Consider the following 20,814-nt stretch of genomic DNA (forward strand, 5'->3'; position numbering starts at 1 on the left):
TTTTTCAGCCCCCACTCAGGAGACCCCTTGTCATGGACCTGACCTTCGGCACCCCGCTCTCGCAAAGCGGCCGCCTGTTGCAGCTGACCACCCCGCTGGGTGCCGACGCGCTCCAGGCCCTGCGCGCCCACGGCGTCGAGCGCATTGGCCGCACCCCGCGCTACACCCTCGACGTGCTGGTGCAGGACACCGAGTACGATCCGGAGAAACTCATCGGCCAGCCCGTCAGCCTTGCCCTGCTCTGCGACGACGGCAGCCACACCCCGCGCCATGGCCTGGTCGAGAGCGTGCGCTACCTGGGCAGCGACGGCGGCCTGCATGACTGGCAGTTGGTGTTCGCGCCGTGGTTCAGCCTGCTCGAATACCGCAGCGACTGCCGCATCTGGCAGGACAAGAACCTGCCGGCGATTTTGGAGGCCGTTTTCGCCCAGTACGAACAGGCCAAGGGCAACTACCGCCTCGACCTGCGCCGCGAATACGCCCCGCTGTCCTATGTCACCCAGTTCAACGAAACCGACGCCAACTTCGTCCAGCGCTGGTGCGAACTGGAAGGCATCTTCTGGTACGTCGAGCACAAAGCCGACAGCCACTGCATCGTCTTCACCGACAGCGTCGACACCCTGCCTGCGCTCACCCCGCAGAACGTGCCGTTCCACACCCAGAGCGTGACCCAGAAGCAGGACGGCATCACCCAGTGGAGCACCGGCTCGCAATTGCTCAGCGGCAAGCTCAACTGGCGCAGCGTCGACTACCTGGCACACAGCCAACCGCGCGAAAGCGTGATGCCGGCGCTTGAAGCCGCTTCCGCCCCCGCCGCCCTGGAACGCTACGAATACCAGGGCCAGTACAACTGGCAAAAGCAAGAGCGCGGCGACTGGCTGAGCCGCGTGCAGATCGAGCAGCGTGAATCCCAGGCCCGCCGTGTGCACGGCCAGGGCGGTGTGCGCCAGTTGCAGGCCGGGCGCTGGTTTGAACTGACCCAGCACCCGCTGTACGAACGCAAGGCCGCCGAGGCCCGGCAATTCGTGCTGATCGAGGTGCAGTTCTTCGCCGAAAGCAACCTGCCCATGGCCCAGCAGCGCCGCGATGCGCCCGGCAGCCTGGCACCGTTGTTCAAATCGGTACGCCCGGCACCGGACGATGCGCTGCTCGGCTCGAAGCTGAGCGAAGCCTCCTACGGTTTCTTCCTCAGCACCTTCGAGGGCCAGCTGCGCAGCGCGCCCTACCGCAGCCCGTTCGAGCACGCCAAGCCCACCTGCCCCGGCCCGCAGACCGCCGTGGTGGTCACCCCCAGCGGCCATGAAGTGTTCACCGACAGCCTCAACCGCCTGTGCGTGCGCTTCCATTGGGACCGCCTGAGCCAGGACGGTGAGTTGAGTTCCTGCTGGCTGCGCATGCTGCAACCGAGCAGCGGCCCCGACTGGGGCAGCGTGCACGTGCCGAGGGCCGGCGAAGAAGTGGTGGTCACCTTCCTCGACAACGACATCGACCGCCCGTTGGTCATGGGCCAGGTCTACGGCGGCCACAAACCCGCCTGGCACTCCAGTGGTTTGATGAGCGGCTACAAGAGCAAGGAAGTCGGCGGCGGCGGCTTCAACCAGTGGGTGATGGACGACTCCACCGGCCAGGTGCGCACGCAGATCCACAGCAGCCACGGCCACACCCAGCTCAACCTCGGCTACCTGATCGACCAGCGCGGCAACAACCGCGGCGGCCTGCGCGGCACCGGCTTCGAACTGCGCACCGATGCCTACGGCGCCCTGCGCGCCCAGCAAGGCCTGTACCTGAGCACCTGGAAACGCAGCAACGCCGAAGGCGCCCAGCTCGACGTCAGCGAAGCCCAGCAGCAGTTGCAGAACAGCGAGCAGCGCCTCAAAACCCTCTCCGACACCGCCAAACAGCACAACGCAGACGCCCTGCAGGCTGGCCTCGACAGCCTGACCCAGCTCAACGCCGATACCGACGTGACCTACGGCAACGACAGCAGCAGCCCGAGCCAAGGCCCGAGCGAGCAGCAGCGCAACGGCGGCGACACCGCCTGGGCGATTCGCAACGGTGGCCGCGGCAAGACACCGGGTTATCAGAAGCCGCTGCTGATCGCTTCTTCCCCGGCCGACATCGCCACCGCAACCCCGCAAAACACCCACCTGCACAGCGGCAAGCACCTGACCGTGAGTACCGGGGAAGACGTCAGCATCGCCAGCGGCAAATCGCTGCTGGCCAGCGTGGTGCAGAGTATCAGCCTGTTTGCGCAGAACGCCGGGGCCAAGCTGTTTGCGGCCAAGGGCAAGGTGGAGCTGGAGGCGCAAAGTGATGCGATGGAACTCACTGCGCTGCAGAACATGAAGCTCACGTCGCTGGAACAGTTGATTGAGATGTCGGCGCAGAAGGAGATTCTGCTTACCAGTGGCGGGGCCTATATCCGTATCAAAGGCAGCAATATCGAGGTGCATGCACCGGGGACCATCGACATCAAGGGGGCAAAGAAAACGCTGGATGGGCCGGCCAGCATGGAGCACTCGTTCAAGGAGTTCCCCACCGGTCCTGACTCCGGCATGTATGACGAGCAGAACAGGTTGATGACCAGTTTCGGTGTACCGCTTGAAAACGTGGCTGTCGAGTTCGACATTCCTGGCAAAGGCAAGCGGGTTTACTTCACCGACCAAGAAGGTATGACACCCCGCCTTTTCAGCGACAAACCCGACACGGCCAAGATGAGGCTCGTACCCGATGAGTTGGTGGTGCCGGCAGGTGCTGACACATTTGTGCCGAGAAACAAATCATGAAACAGGATTTTAAGTTCAATGAACAAACGTGTTCTGAAAACAAGCCCAATCTTCATTACAACGAACTGTGGACGCTGGGTCAGCAAGAAGCGGTAAGACGACTATCGATTAAAACCCGAATTGAATTCAAGGCCACTGCGCGATATCAGTTAATCAAAGATTTCAGCACGAGAGCAGAGCGCATCGCGGGTAACTACGCACGGATTTATCTTGAGCTGGAGCGGAATGGCAAGCCTGAACTTAAAGGCCGATTCTACTGGACTGGACTTGCGACGTTCGCCAGCAAACAGGTCATGTGTGCCCTTGATTATGCCAGCAATAGTAAATGGCGCTGGACAGGGGCCGCCACACCTTTCTTTGAAATAACCAAAATGCATTTAGGAGAGGGTAATTTCTGGCTATTCCAAGATATCTTTGTGTGGCATTGGTTTTATATAAACTACCCTGATGAATTCAAATCAGCCACACCCATACGCGACTGGAACACATACATCTGCGAGTTTAAAGCTACATTCAAGGAATTGCCTTGGGTTGATGATGCGCTACCAAAAATAAACAACCTCCAAAAAACACCTGAGCTTGTTGAGGGTTTCCTCTTGATTTCGGAGACCGAGAAGATGCCGTTAGGCAAAGACCGAAGAGACAAGCAACTCGCATCGTTAATGGCAATCGCAAAACATGAGCAGATTAAAATCTTGCAACCTTTGATCTATGAGAATTGGGATTTTCAGAAGTTGCTCGATGCTCAAGCAGTGATGGAGGGGCACCTCGGAGTGCCTCGACGGCTCGCGGCCATGAGCACTATGTGCGAAACGAACAGCCCAGATTACGATACTGTTATGACCGAAGGGCAATTGCACAACAAAAATGACCGAATGAAATTTATTACTGAAATCGCGAATAATTACCACAAGCTCATGAAGATCAAAGGGACCTACATGCACGAAAGCATTCGCGCCATAGCAAGCTGGAGTGAAAATGTATAAACCTTTAGGATTGACACTTTTTTTATTTCTTATGGCCTGTGGAGAGTCACAGATGGGTAGCAATAAGCCGATCGTGCAATTTCAAATCAATGATAACATCCAGAATGCAATCGCCAACTCATCGGTCGACTTCAAAAAAGATTGCATGCTGGGCATTTGCCTCTACAAATATTCACTGTCTTTTGCCAGTGGGCACAGAGCGGCCATTGACATAAACCCAGCGTCATCAACATCTCTTCAATACAATGATGGTGTGGGTGTCACATTGGGCACCTATGAGAGCGATACGGTGAATGATGCAGAGATTATCCTCGGCGGGGTTGATCCCGATTCCTCCCACTCACTTGCCATGAATTACTTCCGGGATCAAGCAGACGGTTTGCTTGCCAAAGGATGGCATCGGTTTATCATGCCCAACGAAGCTAGACTGCCGGGCAGCCAAGCGAAAAAATTCGATAGCCCAAGAGTCGTTTTGGGTAAACCCATTGGCACAGGCCCATGGAATGATCCCGCATTGGTACTCAGCCAAGAAGAGTGGCTAGCGATGCCAATGTTCAGCAGTTGGTATTTTTACAAGGATGGTGTGTATCTGACACTTCGAGTTCAGCGCGAAAACAACGAAATTGCTCCGGAAGAGAAAGGCTCCTATTTGTTCACACTGACGGTCGAATCCGAAGCGGAGTTTTACAAAAGCTTTTTTGAAAGCGACGACCGTGAACAATGGACAACTCTCCTTCCCGCCGAACTCAAACGCATGGCCCAGGAACGCGCCCAAACCGAAGCACGCCTGAAAAAGATGGGCATCGCCATCGATGAAAACTACCAGGACCCGCCCATCAAGGCCCTGGAATAACCCACTTTTTCAGCCCCCACTCAGGAGACCCTTGTCATGGACCTGACCTTCGGCACCCCGCTCTCGCAAAGCGGCCGCCTGCTGCAGCTAACCACCCCGCTGGGGGCCGACGCGCTCCAGGCCCTGCGCGCCCACGGCGTCGAGCGCATTGGCCGCACCCCGCGCTTCACCCTCGACGTGCTGGTGCAGGACACCGAGTACGACCCAGAGAAACTCATCGGCCAACCCGTCAGTTTGGCCCTGCTCTGCGACGACGGCAGCCACTGCCCGCGCCATGGCCTAGTCGAAAGCGTGCGCTACCTGGGCAGCGACGGCGGCCTGCATGACTGGCAGTTGGTGTTCGCGCCGTGGTTCAGCCTGCTCGAATACCGCAGCGACTGCCGCATCTGGCAGGACAAGAACCTGCCGGCGATTTTGGAGGCCGTTTTCGCCCAGTACGAACAGGCCAAGGGCAACTACCGCCTCGACCTGCGCCGCGAATACGCCCCGCTGTCCTATGTCACCCAGTTCAACGAAACCGACGCCAACTTCGTCCAGCGCTGGTGCGAACTCGAAGGCATCTTCTGGTACGTCGAGCACAAAGCCGACAGCCACTGCATCGTCTTCACCGACAGCATCGACACCTTGCCTGCGCTCACCCCGCAGAGCGTGCCGTTCCACACCCAGAGCGTGACCCAGAAGCAGGACGGCATCACCCAGTGGAGCACCGGCTCGCAATTGCTCAGCGGCAAGCTCAACTGGCGCAGTGTCGACTACCTCGCACACAGCCAACCGCGCGAAAGCGTGATGCCGGCGCTTGAAGCCGCTTCCGCCCCCGCCGCCCTGGAACGCTACGAATACCAGGGCCAGTACAACTGGCAAAAGCAGGAGCGCGGCGACTGGCTGAGCCGCGTGCAGATCGAACAGCGTGAATCCCAGGCCCGCCGCGTGCACGGCCAGGGTGGCGTACGCCAGTTGCAGGCCGGGCGCTGGTTTGAACTGACCCAGCACCCGCTGTACGAGCGCAAGGCCGCCGAGGCCCGGCAATACCTGCTGATCGAGGTGCAGTTCTTCGCCGAAAGCAACCTGCCCATGGCCCAGCAGCGCCGTGATGCGCCCGGCAGCCTGGCACCGTTGTTCAAATCGGTACGGCCGGCACCGGACGATGCCCTGCTCGGCTCGAAGCTGAGCGAAGCCTCCTACGGTTTCTTCCTCAGCACCTTCGAAGGCCAGCTGCGCAGCGCGCCCTACCGCAGCCCGTTCGAGCACGCCAAGCCCACCTGCCCCGGCCCGCAGACCGCCGTGGTGGTCACCCCCAGCGGCCATGAAGTGTTCACCGACAGCCTCAACCGCCTGTGCGTGCGCTTCCACTGGGACCGCCTGAGCCAGGACGGTGAGTTGAGTTCGTGCTGGCTGCGCATGCTGCAACCGAGCAGCGGCCCCGACTGGGGCAGCGTGCACGTGCCGCGGGCCGGCGAAGAAGTGGTGGTCACCTTCCTCGACAACGACATCGACCGCCCGTTGGTCATGGGCCAAGTCTATGGCGGCCACAAACCCGCCTGGCACTCCAGTGGTTTGATGAGTGGCTACAAGAGCAAGGAAGTCGGCGGCGGCGGCTTCAACCAGTGGGTGATGGACGACTCCACCGGCCAGGTACGCACCCAGCTGCACAGCAGCCACGGCCACACCCAGCTCAACCTCGGCTACCTGATCGACCAGCGCGGCAACAACCGCGGTGGCCTGCGCGGCACCGGCTTCGAACTGCGCACCGACGCCTACGGTGCCCTGCGCGCCCAGCAAGGCCTGTACCTGAGCACCTGGAAACGCAGCAACGCCGAAGGCGCCCAGCTCGACGTCAGCGAAGCCCAGCAGCAGCTGCAGAACAGCGAGCAGCGGCTCAAAACCCTCTCCGACACCGCCAAACAGCACAACGCCGACGCCCTGCAGGCTGGCCTCGACAGCCTGACCCAGCTCAACGCCGACACCGACGTGACCTACGGCAATGACAGCAGCAGCCCGAGCCAAGGCCCGAGCGAGCAACAGCGTAACGGCGGCGACACCGCCTGGGCGATCCGCAACGGTGGCCGGGGCAAGACTCCGGGTTATCAGAAGCCGCTGCTGATCGCCTCTTCCCCGGCCGACATCGCCACCGCAACCCCGCAGAACACCCACCTGCACAGCGGCAAGCACCTGACCATCAGTACCGGCGAGGATGTCAGCATCGCCAGCGGCAAATCGCTGCTGGCGAGTGTGGTGCAGAGCATCAGCCTGTTTGCGCAGAACGCCGGGGCCAAGCTGTTTGCGGCCAAAGGCAAGGTGGAGCTACAAGCGCAAAACGACGAGATGCTGCTGACCTCGCTGCAGAACATGAAACTCAGCTCGACCGCCGCCGGTATCGAAATTGCGGCCAAGGACGGGATTTTGCTCACCAGTGGTGGCGGTTACATCCGCATCAAGGGCGGCAATATAGAAATCCATGCACCGGGAACCATTGATGTCAAAGGGGCGAAAAAGACCTTCAGTGGGGGCACGAGCCTGTCGCACAGCTTCAATGAAATGCCCAAGACCGACTTTGCCGACCCTTATGTGATCAAGAAGCTCAGTACTGGTGAGCCTGCGCCGGGGGTGAAGGTTGAAGTTACCAGGGCTGATGGCAGCGTGATGCAGTATGTATCGGATGCGGCCGGGAAGATTCCGGTGCAGCAGAGTCAGATTGCAGAACTTCTTAACATTAAAGTGCTCGATAAAACCTGAAACGGTACGTGCAATCGCGTGGCACGGGAAAACATGAGGACGGAAAAATGATTAACCCACTGAAGCTACATACAATTATCAACTCTGACGGCACTCGCACAGCTTCATCCACGATGTCAAGCTCCTCAGATCAACAAGAAAAAGAAATTGGTATTAAAGCAGCCAAGGTTGTACCAATAGTATTCATTCCAGGAATCATGGGAACAAACTTGTGGAACAACAGAACAAAAAAAATAGCTTGGATGGCACCTAACACTGACACCATTTTGTCAGGTATCGCTGCCGTAGGATCTTTTCTATCAGCCCTGTTTAGCTCTGCCAAGGACCGACAAAACGACTTAGATGGTAGAGAAGGGATGATATCTGTCTACAAAGAGGGTCCCATCGGCGGCGGCGGATTGAGAGAAACGATCAGTAAAGAAGAGCTCAAACGCCGAGGGTGGGGCGGCATCATGCGCTCAGCCTACCACCCAATAATGGAATCAATGCAAAATGAAATGAACTCCATTTTGCTGGATAATAAGCTCCAAGGGTGGTGGAAAGAAAACTCAGATCACGCCCCGAAAGAATGGGGTGACTGGAATGACAACCCTCCCCTCTCTGAATTACCGGAAAGCATAGGCCTCAAGCACGCTGCGGAAGTCCGCTACGAAGTATGGGCAGGAGGATACAACTGGTTACAATCAAACGAATACTCAGCATCTGACCTGATTAATTATATAGACAAAACAGTACTTAGCAGCTACGAAACAGCAGACAGCGTAATCATCGTCACCCATTCCATGGGTGGACTAGTTGCACGTGCCATGGTAGGTATTCATGAGTATTCACAAATTTATGGGGTCATTCATGGGGCAATGCCTGCGACTGGAGCGCCCGCCGCTTACCGCAGGATCAGAGCTGGTTTTGAAGGAGATGGTATACAAGGATTTATCGCGCGCCAGATCCTAGGTCCCACTGCAACTGAAACAACTGCGGTTTTAGCATTTTCACGAGGTGGCTTGGAACTTCTACCAAGCAAGCAGTATGCTGGCGGAGATAAGTGGCTATTCGCTCAAAAAGAAGGTGAGCCAAAAAAACTAATTTCCCTACCTGAATGCGGAGACCCATATAATGACATTTACCTGTCAAAAAAATGGTGGGGTCTAATACCTGAAGAGAATGAAAAACTACTAGACCCGAATCAGTTCACTGGGTCGTTCAGCTCAACTAAATGGAGAACAAAACGCACCAAGCGAAGCATTTTTGAAGACAACATTACTGCTACAGCGGGCTTTCATGACGCTATAAAAAAAGCCTATCACCCTTATACGTATGTGCACTACTCGGGCGAAGCCAAGGAATTTGATCTTCTTACATGGAGCAATATTACCTGGACCTCCGACTGGATAGGCTGGGGAGATATTAATAACTTCAAAATCACTAAAGATGATAGTACCGGAAACATTGAACTAGACGCCGGCTATAAATTTACATTTGGGCCTAAATACTCCCCAGGTGATGGTACGGTACCTGTATGCTCATCTGCAAGCTCGAGAGATTTTGAAAGCACACGCGCAGCGTTTGCCCATGGAAACAACAGCACTCTTAATCCTAACGCTTGCAAAGAAGGCACATTTAACAACTCATCAGGCTACGAACATCAGAATGCATATAACGACTCAAAGGGCCGCACTCTATTTGCGACACTCTATAGCATCGTGAGAATATCTCAACATGTCCAACTCTAAAAGCACGGCACACCAGACAAAGATATGGTTAAGAACCCTTACCCTCATAGCGACATTCACATCTTGTATCGGAGCTGGAGCTGAAAACATGTCAAATCAAATGAAGACTTTCTACTTTGGACGATACGCACTTGAAGTACCCACCGACGGTGCAGGCATTTGGTCTTCATATGATGTTGTCGAGGAAAGAATTGAACTGCTCAGCAAGAACGGTAAGCGCGACCTCCCGGCGAATAGCAATGATACAATTGCAAAAATCAATAAAAAACATAAAATTGGCTATATTGACGCCTACGACCAGACAATTCAGCTTGATGGCGGCGGCGCCATTATAGTAACGAAAGGGAAAAAATATAATTTCTATATTTACTACCTCACCGAAAAAAACACACTGTACAGTCAAAAAGTCGAATCAATACCTTTCGAGGATTTCGAAGGCGCAATAAAAATAGCTAGAGAACTGAATTCTTCTCTTCATTATCGTAACCCAGCAGTGCGCCCCCCAGCGCACACCTTTGCGATTGAAGCGGGGTACATGGACCTGCCGACCAATAAATTTGATGAGAAAGTATCAATTGGCTTGCCAGTATCATCTGTGCCCGGAATTCATTTAACATTTGATACACAAGTTATTGGCAAGCCGGAGCCAGGAATTTTATCACGATTTGAAGAGAGGTCAACCGGTGCTCTACCACTGCTGCGAAACCTGCTCAGCAGTTCCAGCATTATTAGAAAGGGCAAAAGGAAAGTTGCCGGTCTGACATTTGAAGAGCTTTTAATCAAGACAAAATCGGAAGGAAAAAATGTATACGCCTTCCGACTTGAATTCCCTGGAGCTCCTGACTCCAGTTTAGAGCCGTATACTGTTTTAGAATTGAGCACTGTCGATGGCGGCCCAGGATTTGAGAGCGACGAACAAGCCATCCAATTTTGGGATGAAGTAGTTGAGAGCTTAAAACGCATATAAACACAGCAGAGCAGCTGCGGCGTGCAGTGGAATCCAATGCTGTTTTGCACCCCGCAGCGCAACCTAGTTGACAAATTTCAGTAATTTATATCTCTATAACAGTGGCATTTATCGATCATTCGATTACAGCGTGGAGTAAGCAAAAAACCAGCATATGGGGCACAACAACATCCAAAATAAAATTTTTTGAAAAGAACATTGACCTTGTGAAGGTTTTTCATAATGCGATGGAACCGTCCCTGTGGTCTCCTCTTCAAGGCAGCTTTCGCCCACGGCTAGTGTAGAGCCGAAAATATGATCCGCTTATAAAATAGGCAAGCAGGAGCGCGGCGACTGGCTGAGCCGCGTGCAGATCGAGCAGCGTGAATCCCAGGCCCGCCGCGTGCACGGCCAGGGCGGTGTGCGCCAGTTGCAAGCCGGACGCTGGTTCGAGTTGACCCAGCACCCGCTGTACGAACGCAAGGCCGCCGAGGCCCGGCAATTCATGCTGATCGAGGTGCAGTTCTTCGCCGTAAGCAACCTGCCCATGGCCCAGCAGCGCCGCGATGCGCCCGGCAGCCTGGCACCGTTGTTCAAATCGGTACGCCCGGCACCGGACGATGCGCTGCTCGGCTCGAAGCTGAGCGAAGCCTCCTACGGCTTCTTCCTCAGTACCTTCGAAGGCCAGCTGCATAGCGCGCCGGCTTGCTGCGATGAGCACTCTATGCGAAACACATAATCCTGACTATGACACGGTGATGACAAAAGAAAAACTACACAACAAGCATGACAGAATGGAATTCATCACCTATATCGCAAACAATTATCACGACCTAATGTTAACAAAAGCGATTTATATGAGAGAAAGCATTGAAGCCTTTTCAAGCTGGAGCGAGCATGTTTAAACCGATTCTTTATTGTATGCTCCTAACCCTTACAGCTTGCGGAGACTCAGCCATGACCGACAAAAAACACAGCATTAAATTTAAAGTAGACAGCCAGATTACAGAAGCCCTTTCTGCATCGAGCGTCGACTTCAAAAAAGATTGCATGCTTGGTCTTTGCCTATATAAATTTGGATTGACATTCAGCGAGCCTCTGCGAGCTAACCTGTCTGTAGAGTTGGATACTGGGACCTTAGAGTTCAATGATACGATCAGTACAACCTTAAGAACTTTTGAAGGAAACATAATCGACAAGGCCTCCGTCACACTGGGCGGTATCGAGCCTGAGTCAAAGCACACCCAAGCAATCGAATACTTCTATCAACAGGTAGAAAAGTTACGTAAAAGTGGTTGGCATCGGTACATTTTCCCCAATGAAGCAAGAGTTCCAGGTAGCCAGGCAAAAGAGTTTGAAAATCCCAGATCCATTTTAGGTGAACCTGTAGGAACGGGGCCATGGAATGATCCTGAGTTGAGGCTGACCACGGAAGAGTGGTTGGCAATGCCCATGTTCAGCAGTTGGTATTTTTACAAGGATGGTGTTCATTTATTGCTACGCGTTCAGCGCGAAAAAAGCGAGAGCGCGCCTCAGGAAAGAGGCTCTTATTTGTTTACGCTCACCTTTGAGTCCGAGTCTGAGTTTTTCAAGGGCTTTGTAGACAATGAGAAACGTGAAGAATGGAAGGTTCTCCTTCCCGCCGAACTCAAACGCATGGCCCAGGAACGTGCCCAAACCGAAGCACGCCTGAAAAAGATGGGCATCGCCATCGATGAAAACTACCAGGACCCGCCCATCAAAGCCTTGGAATAACTCACTTTTAGCCCCACTCAGGAGACCTTCGTCATGGACCTCACCTTCGGCACCCCGCTTTCGCATAGCGGCACCGTATTTGCCACGCTCTACAGCATCGTGAGGGTATCCCAGCATGGTACATTGTAGCAGTCAAACTAACCGTCGGCATCTGAGTACAGTAATATTAATCACTGCCCTGACATTGCTATATTGCGTAGGTGTTGGAGCTGGAAATATGCCAAATGAGAGAAAAACCTTTTACTTTGGACGCTACTCTATTACGGTTCCGACTGACGGGCACGATATATGGTCTTCATATGAAGTGGTGAAGATGAGAATCGAACTCATCAGCAAAAATGGCAAGCACGACCTTCCCAAAAACATCTCGGAAATAATTACCACAATAACTAGCAAGCACAATGCTGGCTATGATGATGCATATGACCGCACGCTTCCGCTGGACAGAGGTGGAGCGATTGTGATCTCAAAGGGTTACGAATATAGTTTTTATATTTTCTACCTAACCGAAAACAATACTCTTTATCGCCAAAAAGTCGGATTAATACCATTCAGCGCTTTCGACAAAGCAGTTGCCAGGGCCAAAGAACTAAATAGCCTTATCCATTATCGAAATCCCGCGGATCGCCCACCCAACGACGCCTTTGCGCTAGAGGACGGGTACATGAATTTACCGATTGACAAATTCGATGAGAAAATTTCAATAGGGTTGCCTGTTTCATCAATACCCGGAATTCATTTGACTTTCGATACGCAGGTGATTGGGAAGCCTGAGCCGGGACTGCTATCTAGGTATGCTGAGAGATCAGGGGGTGTCTTACCCCTTTTAAAAAATCTCCTAACCCGTTCAAGGGTCATCAGGAAAGGCAAAAGAAATGTTGCTGGATTAATGTTTGAGGAACTGTTAATGAAAACTAGAGCTGACGGAAAAAACGTCTATGCGTTCCGGCTCGAGTTTCCAGGCACCCCTGAACTCAGTCTAGAACCCTACACAGTTCTCGAACTTAGCACAGTCGATGGTGGCCCCGGATTTAAGAACGATGAACAAGCCCTCCAATTCTGGGATGAGGTAGTGGAGAGTTTAAAACGTATATAAAGGTAGCAAAATAGCTGCGGAGTGCGGTGTGAACTTATGCCGTTTCGCCCTCCCCGCAGCGCAGCCTAAGTGAAAAGTTTCAGTAAACCATATCTATAAAGCTTTACCACCCACATCGACAAAATTATGTTCATTGGTAGTATCGCCAACATTTATCACACTCTGATGCTTAACGTAAAAATGCACCGAAAGCATCATCGAGATCATATCAACCTGGTGCAACAAGTTTGGGCGCACTCATTTTGCAACGCTATACAGCCTCGTTCGCCTGTCTGCACAGATCGGCTAACGGCGCTCAAGGGGCGTTTTGGGTTGAGCTGCTATTCGGTTTGGCTTACACTGACAAGTTCGGGCGTACTCAATTTGCAACTCTTCACAGCCTGATAAGATTATCATCAAATATCAAGAGTATTTAGTTTTTTTCGAGAGCAAAAATCGTGCAAAACTTAAGCGTAATCATTTTAACCGCACTATGCGCCTTTTCTTCTTCACAATCCATTGCTGCCGACCACATGGACTCACACTTGGAAAACCAAAACTGGAAGACTCATTACTTCGGAAGATTCAGCCTTTCGCTCCCCAAAGATTCTGAAATCTCGGCGGATTACAAAATATTCGGCGCAAACATAGAGTTAATCAGCAAAAATGCCCGTTCGGAACTCCCAAACATTGTTAACCAACAAATCGATGCCCTCAAAAAAGGCACAGCGAAAGGTACCGCCCATCGATACCAAAAGACTATACCCCTCGATAACGAAAGTACACTTTTGCTTTCCCACCTTACATCACTCTACACATTTAACGTTTATTTGATAACGAATAAGAATACCGCATACCACATGATGGTAAGAAACATTTCAGAAGAGGGGATGCCAACTGCTGTAGAGAGAATGCGCATGTTGAGCGATGCCATTTACTTTAGGCATCCAGATTCAGCGCCTCCTGCTGAAGGATTTGCTTTGGAAGCTGGATACACCTTACTCGATAAAACTAGATTTTACGAATCAGTCTACATGGGCGCACAAATAAAAGAGCATTCAGGCACTTACATAAGTCTTCTGACTAAAGGCATTGAAGAAAAAGAAAACACTCTTATCCAGCGATTTGAGGCAAAGCAATATGATGCGTCGGTAGGCGATCTGATGAAGGCAGGAACAATTACGGTATTAAGAAAAAATAAACGTACAGCTAGAGAAATCAATGGCGAGGAAATCGCACTTAGCGCCAATGCCGATGGAAAGAAATTTTACGCCTTTCAGTTCGAGCACGAGGGAACCATCGGTTCTAATACACGCCCATATATAGCACTCGAACTGGGAACCCATGAAAAAGGCAGTGACTTCGCGTCTGATGAAGAGGCTCTAGCATTTTGGGATGATGTGTTAAATAGTTTGCGTTCAACTCTTTGATTCATTGAGTAACCATGGCTTCAATGGGCCGACTGCGAAAGACAACACGGAAAAGCTAGGGCGCCCTGTTCTCATTGCGTTGTTCCATGCGCTATTCGCGGCTGTTCTTCTCGTACAAACCGCAGATCAGAAGTAAATGAACGAACGCAAGGCCGCCGAGGCCCGGCAATTCATGCTGATCGAGGTGCAGTTCTTCGCCGAGAGCAACCTGCCCATGGCCCAGCAGCACCGTGGTGCGCCCAGCAGCCTGGCACCGTTGTTCAAATCGGTACGCCCGGCACCGGACGACGCGCTGCTCCGCTCGAAGCTGAGCGAAGCCTCCTACGGCTTCTTCCTCAGCACCTTCGAAGGCCAGCTGCACAGCGCGCCCTAGGTTCTGTACGAAATCCCGAGAAACTCAATCGTCGCGCCCCCAGTGCTGAGATTTTGTAGAGTCACCCGCCATCATCGGAAAGGAATTCTGTGATGGCGAAGCGTTACGAACTCTCGGACGAGGCCTGGGATGTGGTCTCCGATCTCTTCATCGAAACCCATGGCCGGGGGCGGCCCCGACTGAGCGACCGACTGATGCTCGATGGCGTGCTATGGGCGCTCTGTTCGGGGGCTGCGTGGCGAGATATGCCTGAGCGCTTTGGCCCATGGTCAACGGTGTAGCAACGGTTTCGGGGTTGGCGAAACCAGGGGACATTCGATGCGATGCTCAAACGCTTGCACCTGAGACTGAATGAGCAAGGCTTGATCGATCTGCAAACCTGGATGATCGACTCAACCGCAGTACGCGCAACCCGAGCCTCATCTGGCGCCGGAAAAAAAGGGGGCCTGACGAGCCTGCCGATCACGCTCTAGGCCGCAGTCGCGGCGGCCTGACAACCAAAATCCACATGCTCTGCGACGCCAATGGAACACCGTTGCGCTTCATCCTCTCTGGCGGTCATGCCAGTGACATCAGCTACGCACAACCACTGTTGGACGAGGTCAGCATTCCATCGAGCCAGCGTGGCCGCCCGCGCAAGCGCTGTAAATGGCTGCTTGCTGACAAGGGCTACGACGCCGAAGCGCTACGCCGCTACTGCGACCAATATCGAATGCAACCCGTCATCCCGCTGCGCTCAATGAAGCGCAAGCCCAAGCCTGGCTTACCAAGACTGTTTGACCGGCCCAAATACCGGCAGCGCAACATCATCGAGCGCATGTTTGGCTGGCTGAAAGAGAACCGCCGGATCGTGACACGCTTCGACAAGCTCGCGAAAAGTTATGCCGCCATGGTCTCACTGGCTTGCTCCATGCGGTGTTTGCGACATCTCTTTTCGTACAGAGCCTAACTCGCCTATAGATTCATAACTTGATGATCGATGCGCCCGACACTGCCGGCATGGGCAGTATCAATCAGTGGAGCACCTCATAACTGCCAAGTTTTTGCACCTTGGCCGTATAAAAAAACTACTAGCTACGAGCATTACAATGATCCGGACACACGCTGTATGCCACGTACCGTGAGGTTCTCTGCCTATGCTACAACTGGGCGCCGTCGGCAGCTGGCTTCGCCATGACGCGCAAGCCCTCCCGATCTGGGAAAGTGTGCTGAGCAGGCTGAAACGCCTGTCGCAATCAGCCTTCCACGAACAGCAGCGCGATCGCGAACAGCAGTTGAATTCCCATGGTCCAGCCGAGCCATCTGGGGCGGCGACCACAAAGCCACACCACGGCATTGAGTACCAGGGTGATCACGTTGGTGAGCCAGAGGAACGTCAAACCCCACATGACGGACGAGCTGCCGCCCAGTATGGGAGCGTAACTGTCCGAGTCGAGTGCGACATAAAGAGAGAACAGCGCGCCCACCGTGGCGATGCTGATGGATGTGAAACCGATACGGCGGGCCAACCAGGATTGCAAAGGCTTCATGCGGGGGCAGTGCTCCTTGAAAAGGGGCAGTCTACCCACAACCGCTTACTTCACAAACCAGAGCGGGTGCGCCCTTGGCAGCGAAAATCCTGTTAACTTGAGCTTGAATCCGCCGCCAAGGACCGCCCCATGCCGCCCCGCCACCCTACCCCGCCAGGCTTCATCCGCGTACGTGGCGCCCGTGAGCACAACCTCAAGAACGTCGACGTCGACATCCCGCGCGACGCGTTGGTGGTGTTTACCGGGGTCTCCGGCTCGGGCAAGTCCTCGCTGGCCTTCTCCACGCTCTACGCCGAAGCCCAGCGCCGCTATTTCGAATCGGTCGCGCCGTATGCCCGGCGCCTGATCGACCAGGTCGGCGTGCCGGACGTGGACGCCATCGAGGGGTTGCCGCCGGCCGTGGCCCTGCAACAGCAACGCGGTACCCCCAGCGCGCGCTCGTCGGTGGGTAGCGTCACCACGCTGTCCAGCTCGATCCGCATGCTCTACTCCCGCGCCGGCAGCTACCCGGCCGGGCAACCGATGCTGTATGCCGAGGATTTTTCACCGAACACACCGCAAGGCGCATGCCCCGAATGCCACGGCCTGGGCCGGGTGTACGAGGTGACCGAAGCGACCATGGTGCCTGACCCATCGCTGAGCATCCGTGAGCGGGCGGTGGCGGCCTGGCCGATGGCCTGGCAGGGGCAGAACCTGCGCGACATCCTGGTGACCCTGGGCTATGACGTGGATGTGCCCTGGCGGGACCTGCCGCAAGCGCAACGCGACTGGATTCTCTACACCGAAGAAACACCCACCGTGCCGGTGTACGCTGGCCTCACCCCGGCGCAGACCCGCACCGCACTGAAGCGCAAGCTCGAGCCCAGCTACCAGGGCACCTTCAGTGGCGCACGGCGCTATGTGATGCACACGTTCATGCATTCGCAGAGCGCGCAGATGCGCAAACGCGTGTCGCAGTTCATGCGCCCCAGCCCCTGCCCGCTGTGCCAAGGCAAGCGCCTGAAGCGTGCAGCCCTGGACGTGACCTTTGCCGGGCGCGACATCGGCGAACTGTCGCGGCTGCCTTTGCAGGCACTGGCCGAGGTGTTGCGCACAGTGGCCGCACCCGGCTACCTGGAACAGCATGAAGACACCCTGACGCTGGAAAAGCGCCTGGCTGCCCAGCGCATTGCCCACGAGCTGCTGGAGCGCATCGCACCGCTGCTTGACCTGGGCCTCGGTTACCTGGCCCTGGAGCGCAGCACGCCGACGCTTTCCTCGGGCGAGCTGCAGCGGCTGCGCCTGGCCACCCAGCTCAACTCGCAGCTGTTCGGCGTGATCTATGTGCTCGACGAACCCTCTGCCGGCTTGCACCCGGCCGACAGCGAGGCGTTGTCCGGCGCCTTGCAGCGGCTCAAGCAGGCCGGCAACTCGGTGTACGTGGTGGAGCACGACATGGACACCATGCGCCGCGCCGACTGGTTGGTGGATGTCGGCCCCGCGGCCGGTGAACATGGCGGGCAGGTGCTGTACAGCGGCCCGCCGGCAGGCCTGGCCGAGGTCGAGGCGTCACGCACCCGCGCCTACCTGTTTGCCGCGCCGCAGCCAGCCGCGCGGGTGCCACGCCAGCCACAGGGCTGGCTGCAGCTGGACGGCATCACCCGCAACAACCTAAGCAACCTCAGCGCAGCGTTCCCGCTGGGTTGCTTCACCTCGGTCACCGGTGTTTCGGGCTCGGGCAAATCAAGCCTGGTCAGCCAGGCACTGCTGGAGCTGGTGGGTGCCCACCTGGGCCATGCCGAACAGCGGGCCGAGCCAGAGGAGCAGAGCCTTGAGGATGAACCCGAGCAAACCAGCAGCGGGCGCGTGAGCGCGGGGCTTGAGCAGGTCAAGCGGCTGGTGCAGGTGGACCAGAAACCCATCGGCCGCACGCCGCGTTCCAACCTGGCCACCTACACCGGGTTGTTCGACCATGTGCGCAAACTGTTTGCCGCCACCGAGCAAGCCAAAGCCTGCGGTTTCGATGCCGGGCGGTTCTCGTTCAACGTCGCCAAGGGCCGCTGCGAAAACTGCGAGGGCGAAGGCTTCGTCAGCGTCGAGCTGTTGTTCATGCCCAGCGTCTACGCGCCCTGCCCGACCTGCCACGGCGCACGCTACAACCCCGAAACCCTGGCCGTGACCTGGCAGGGCATGAACATCGCCGACGTGCTGCAGCTCACCGTCGACCAGGCATTGCAGGTGTTCACCGAACAGCCGCCGGCGCGGCGCTGCCTGCAGGTGCTGCAGGACATCGGCCTGGGTTACCTGCGCCTGGGCCAGCCGGCCACCGAGCTGTCCGGCGGTGAGGCGCAGCGCATCAAGCTGGCCACCGAGCTGCAACGCATGGCCCGTGGTGCCACGTTGTACGTGCTGGACGAGCCTACCAACGGGCTGCACCCGCAGGACATCGATCGGTTGCTGGTGCAGTTGAACCGCCTGGTCGAGGGCGGGCACAGCGTGGTGGTGGTCGAGCATGACATGCGCGTGGTGGCGCAGAGTGACTGGGTGATCGATATCGGCCCGGGGGCCGGGGATGCGGGGGGGACGGTGGTGGTGAGTGGTACGCCGGATGTCGTTGCCCAGTGCGGTGATAGCCGCACGGCTGAGTTCCTGGCCAGAGTGCTTTAGCGTCGGTACTGGCCCTATCGCGGGCAAGCCCGCTCCTACAAGAACCTGTAGGAGCGGGTTTACCCGCGATAGGGCCGTTGTTGTCGCAACATCTTCGGCAGGTCAAATCCTTCCTATACTGCCAAAGGCATCCCCAAATGCCATCTGCCCAAAAGCGTGCAAAACCTCACACAACAACAATCGAGGTGGCAAATGGTCTGGCAGCAAATCTACGACCCGTTCGCAAGCCCGGTGCTCTCCACCCTCATGGCCGCCGTCCCGGTGGTGGTCATGCTGGCAGCCCTGGCCTTCTTCCATATAAAAGCCCACATCGCCGCCCTGCTCGCCCTGGGTTCGGCGCTGTTGATCTCGATCGTCGCCTTCGGCATGCCCGCCAGCATGGCCGGTTCGGCGGCGCTGTACGGCGCCGCCAACGGGCTGCTGCCGATCGGCTGGATCGTGCTCAACATCATCTTCCTGCACCGGCTCACCACCGAGAACGGCTCGTTCAAGGTGCTGCAGGACTCCCTGGCACGCATTACCGACGATCGCCGCCTGCAACTGCTGCTGATCGCCTTCTGCTTCGGCGCCTTCTTCGAGGGTGCGGCAGGCTTCGGCACGCCGGTGGCGGTGACCGGGGCCATTCTGATCGGGCTGGGCTTCTCGCCACTAGCGGCCTCGGGCCTGGCGCTGATCGCCAACACCGCACCGGTGGCGTTTGGCGCGCTGGGCACGCCGATCATCACCCTGGCCAAGGTGACCGGGCTGGATGAAATGGAGCTGTCGGCGATGGTCGGCCGGCAACTGCCGTTCTTTTCGGTGATCGTGCCGTTCTGGCTGATCTGGGCCTTTGCCGGCTGGCGCAAGATGCTCGAAGTGTGGCCGGCGATCCTGGTGGCCGGGGTCAGCTTTGCGGTGCCGCAATTCGTGGTCTCCAACTACCATGGCCCGATGCTGGTGGACGTGATCGCGGCGCTTATTTCCATGGCCTGCCTGACTGGCTTTTTGCGCGTGTGGAAGCCGGCCACCGTGCACACCTCGGCCGCGCTGACCGGGCGTGTCGACAACTCCAAGGTCGAGCCCGACGACCGGCCGGGCGCCACCACCACGTTTACCCAGACAGACCAGCGCAGCGTGCTCAAGGCCTGGATGCCGTGGATCATCCTCACCGTGTTCGTGTTCGCCTGGGGCACTGCCAGCTTCAAGAACCTCTTCGACACCCGTGCGGCGCTCGACCCCGCTAGCGGCGTAGCCATGCTCGACCCGCAAGGCAAGCCCGTGCGCGAGGCCAATCCGGTGTTCGCGCCGGTGTTCACCTTCGACGCCATCCACCAGCAGATCGAAAAGGTGCCGCCGGTGGTGGCCACGCCGAAGAAAGAAGACGCCCAGTACAAGTTCACCTGGTTCACCGCCACCGGCAGCGGCATCTTCCTGGCGGCGATCCTCGGTGGGCTGCTGATGGGCTACTCGCCGCTGGAGCTGGGCCGCCAGTACCTGCGTACGTTGTGGTTGGTGCGCTACTCGCTGATCACCATCGTTGCCATGCTCGCCCTGGGCTTTCTCACACGGTATTCAGGCCTGGATGCGACCATGGGCCTGGCGTTTGCCGCAACCGGCATCTTCTACCCGATGTTCGGCACCTTGCTGGGTTGGCTGGGTGTGGCCCTGACGGGTTCGGACACTGCCTCCAACGTGCTGTTCGGCGGGTTGCAACGGGTGACTGCCGAACAACTGGGGCTCAGCCCGGTGCTGATGGCGGCGGCCAACAGCTCTGGCGGGGTGATGGGCAAGATGGTCGATGCACAGTCCATCGTCGTGGCCTCCACCGCTACCCGCTGGTACGGGCATGAAGGTGAGATCCTGCGCTATGTGTTCTTCCACTCAATCATTCTGGCGATCCTGGTGGGTTGCCTGGTGACGTTGCAGGCTTATGTGGCGCCGTTCACGGCGATGGTGGTGGGTGGCTGATCCGCTGAGCCAACACTGGCCCTAT

Annotated in this window: 15 protein-coding genes and 1 pseudogene; 15 read left to right on the forward strand and 1 reads right to left on the reverse strand. The window is 56.3% G+C overall.

Going from position 1 to position 20,814, the window contains the following annotated elements:
• The first annotated feature begins 32 nt into the window (after positions 1–32).
• The 13 genes and pseudogenes from ACFY68_RS06260 to ACFY68_RS06320 all read left to right on the forward strand — a co-directional run bounded on the left by ACFY68_RS06260 (position 33) and on the right by ACFY68_RS06320 (position 15,616).
• Complete coding sequence (locus ACFY68_RS06260; protein ID WP_387524574.1) at positions 33–2,786, forward strand: type VI secretion system Vgr family protein; 2,754 nt, start codon at positions 33–35, stop codon at positions 2,784–2,786.
• Complete coding sequence (locus ACFY68_RS06265; protein WP_387524577.1) at positions 2,783–3,772, forward strand: DUF2515 family protein; 990 nt, start codon at positions 2,783–2,785, stop codon at positions 3,770–3,772. Before ACFY68_RS06260 ends, ACFY68_RS06265 begins: the two co-directional genes overlap by 4 nt.
• Positions 3,765–4,625 carry a hypothetical protein gene (locus ACFY68_RS06270; protein ID WP_387524580.1) on the forward strand — a complete coding sequence of 287 codons (861 nt, stop codon included), beginning with the start codon at positions 3,765–3,767 and terminating at the stop codon, positions 4,623–4,625. The genes ACFY68_RS06265 and ACFY68_RS06270 overlap by 8 nt, the downstream gene beginning before the upstream one ends.
• 36 nt (positions 4,626–4,661) lie before the next feature.
• Complete coding sequence (locus tag ACFY68_RS06275) at positions 4,662–7,358, forward strand: type VI secretion system Vgr family protein (protein ID WP_387524583.1); 2,697 nt, start codon at positions 4,662–4,664, stop codon at positions 7,356–7,358.
• Positions 7,359–7,405: 47 nt separating this feature from the next.
• Positions 7,406–9,088, forward strand: coding sequence for an esterase/lipase family protein (locus ACFY68_RS06280; RefSeq protein WP_387524585.1), 1,683 nt, complete (start codon positions 7,406–7,408; stop codon positions 9,086–9,088).
• Positions 9,089–9,176: 88 nt separating this feature from the next.
• Positions 9,177–10,055, forward strand: coding sequence for a T6SS immunity protein Tli4 family protein (locus ACFY68_RS06285; RefSeq protein WP_387524588.1), 879 nt, complete (start codon positions 9,177–9,179; stop codon positions 10,053–10,055).
• A gap of 310 nt (positions 10,056–10,365) precedes the next feature.
• Positions 10,366–10,773 carry a contractile injection system protein, VgrG/Pvc8 family gene (locus ACFY68_RS06290; RefSeq protein WP_387524661.1) on the forward strand — a complete coding sequence of 136 codons (408 nt, stop codon included), beginning with the start codon at positions 10,366–10,368 and terminating at the stop codon, positions 10,771–10,773.
• Between the two features lie 19 nt (positions 10,774–10,792).
• The gene (locus tag ACFY68_RS06295; protein WP_387524591.1) at positions 10,793–10,939 is read left to right on the forward strand and encodes a hypothetical protein; all 147 of its coding nucleotides are present in this window, start codon (positions 10,793–10,795) and stop codon (positions 10,937–10,939) included.
• 52 nt (positions 10,940–10,991) lie between these two features.
• On the forward strand, positions 10,992–11,789 hold the full coding sequence (locus tag ACFY68_RS06300) for a hypothetical protein (RefSeq protein ID WP_387524594.1): 798 nt from the start codon (positions 10,992–10,994) through the stop codon (positions 11,787–11,789).
• Between the two features lie 313 nt (positions 11,790–12,102).
• The gene (locus tag ACFY68_RS06305) at positions 12,103–12,885 is read left to right on the forward strand and encodes a T6SS immunity protein Tli4 family protein (protein WP_387524597.1); all 783 of its coding nucleotides are present in this window, start codon (positions 12,103–12,105) and stop codon (positions 12,883–12,885) included.
• A gap of 437 nt (positions 12,886–13,322) precedes the next feature.
• Positions 13,323–14,294 carry a T6SS immunity protein Tli4 family protein gene (locus ACFY68_RS06310; protein WP_387524600.1) on the forward strand — a complete coding sequence of 324 codons (972 nt, stop codon included), beginning with the start codon at positions 13,323–13,325 and terminating at the stop codon, positions 14,292–14,294.
• 136 nt (positions 14,295–14,430) lie between these two features.
• Positions 14,431–14,667 carry a hypothetical protein gene (locus ACFY68_RS06315; protein WP_387524603.1) on the forward strand — a complete coding sequence of 79 codons (237 nt, stop codon included), beginning with the start codon at positions 14,431–14,433 and terminating at the stop codon, positions 14,665–14,667.
• 92 nt (positions 14,668–14,759) lie between these two features.
• Positions 14,760–15,616 (forward strand): annotated as a pseudogene (locus tag ACFY68_RS06320) (IS5 family transposase).
• Between the two features lie 286 nt (positions 15,617–15,902).
• Here ACFY68_RS06320 and ACFY68_RS06325 read toward each other — a convergent pair.
• Positions 15,903–16,196, reverse strand: a complete 294-nt coding sequence (locus ACFY68_RS06325; RefSeq protein WP_387524606.1) for a hypothetical protein — start codon at positions 16,194–16,196, stop codon at positions 15,903–15,905.
• A 129-nt stretch (positions 16,197–16,325) separates the two neighbouring features.
• Between ACFY68_RS06325 and uvrA the strand changes: the two genes are divergently transcribed.
• Both uvrA and ACFY68_RS06335 read left to right on the forward strand, forming a co-directional pair.
• On the forward strand, positions 16,326–18,842 hold the full coding sequence (gene uvrA, locus ACFY68_RS06330) for an excinuclease ABC subunit UvrA (protein WP_387524609.1): 2,517 nt from the start codon (positions 16,326–16,328) through the stop codon (positions 18,840–18,842).
• A gap of 192 nt (positions 18,843–19,034) precedes the next feature.
• Positions 19,035–20,789 carry an L-lactate permease gene (locus ACFY68_RS06335; RefSeq protein WP_387524612.1) on the forward strand — a complete coding sequence of 585 codons (1,755 nt, stop codon included), beginning with the start codon at positions 19,035–19,037 and terminating at the stop codon, positions 20,787–20,789.
• Positions 20,790–20,814 lie beyond the last annotated feature (25 nt).

The sequence above is a fragment of the Pseudomonas sp. NPDC012596 genome (assembly GCF_042902325.1).
Lineage (GTDB): Bacteria > Pseudomonadota > Gammaproteobacteria > Pseudomonadales > Pseudomonadaceae > Aquipseudomonas.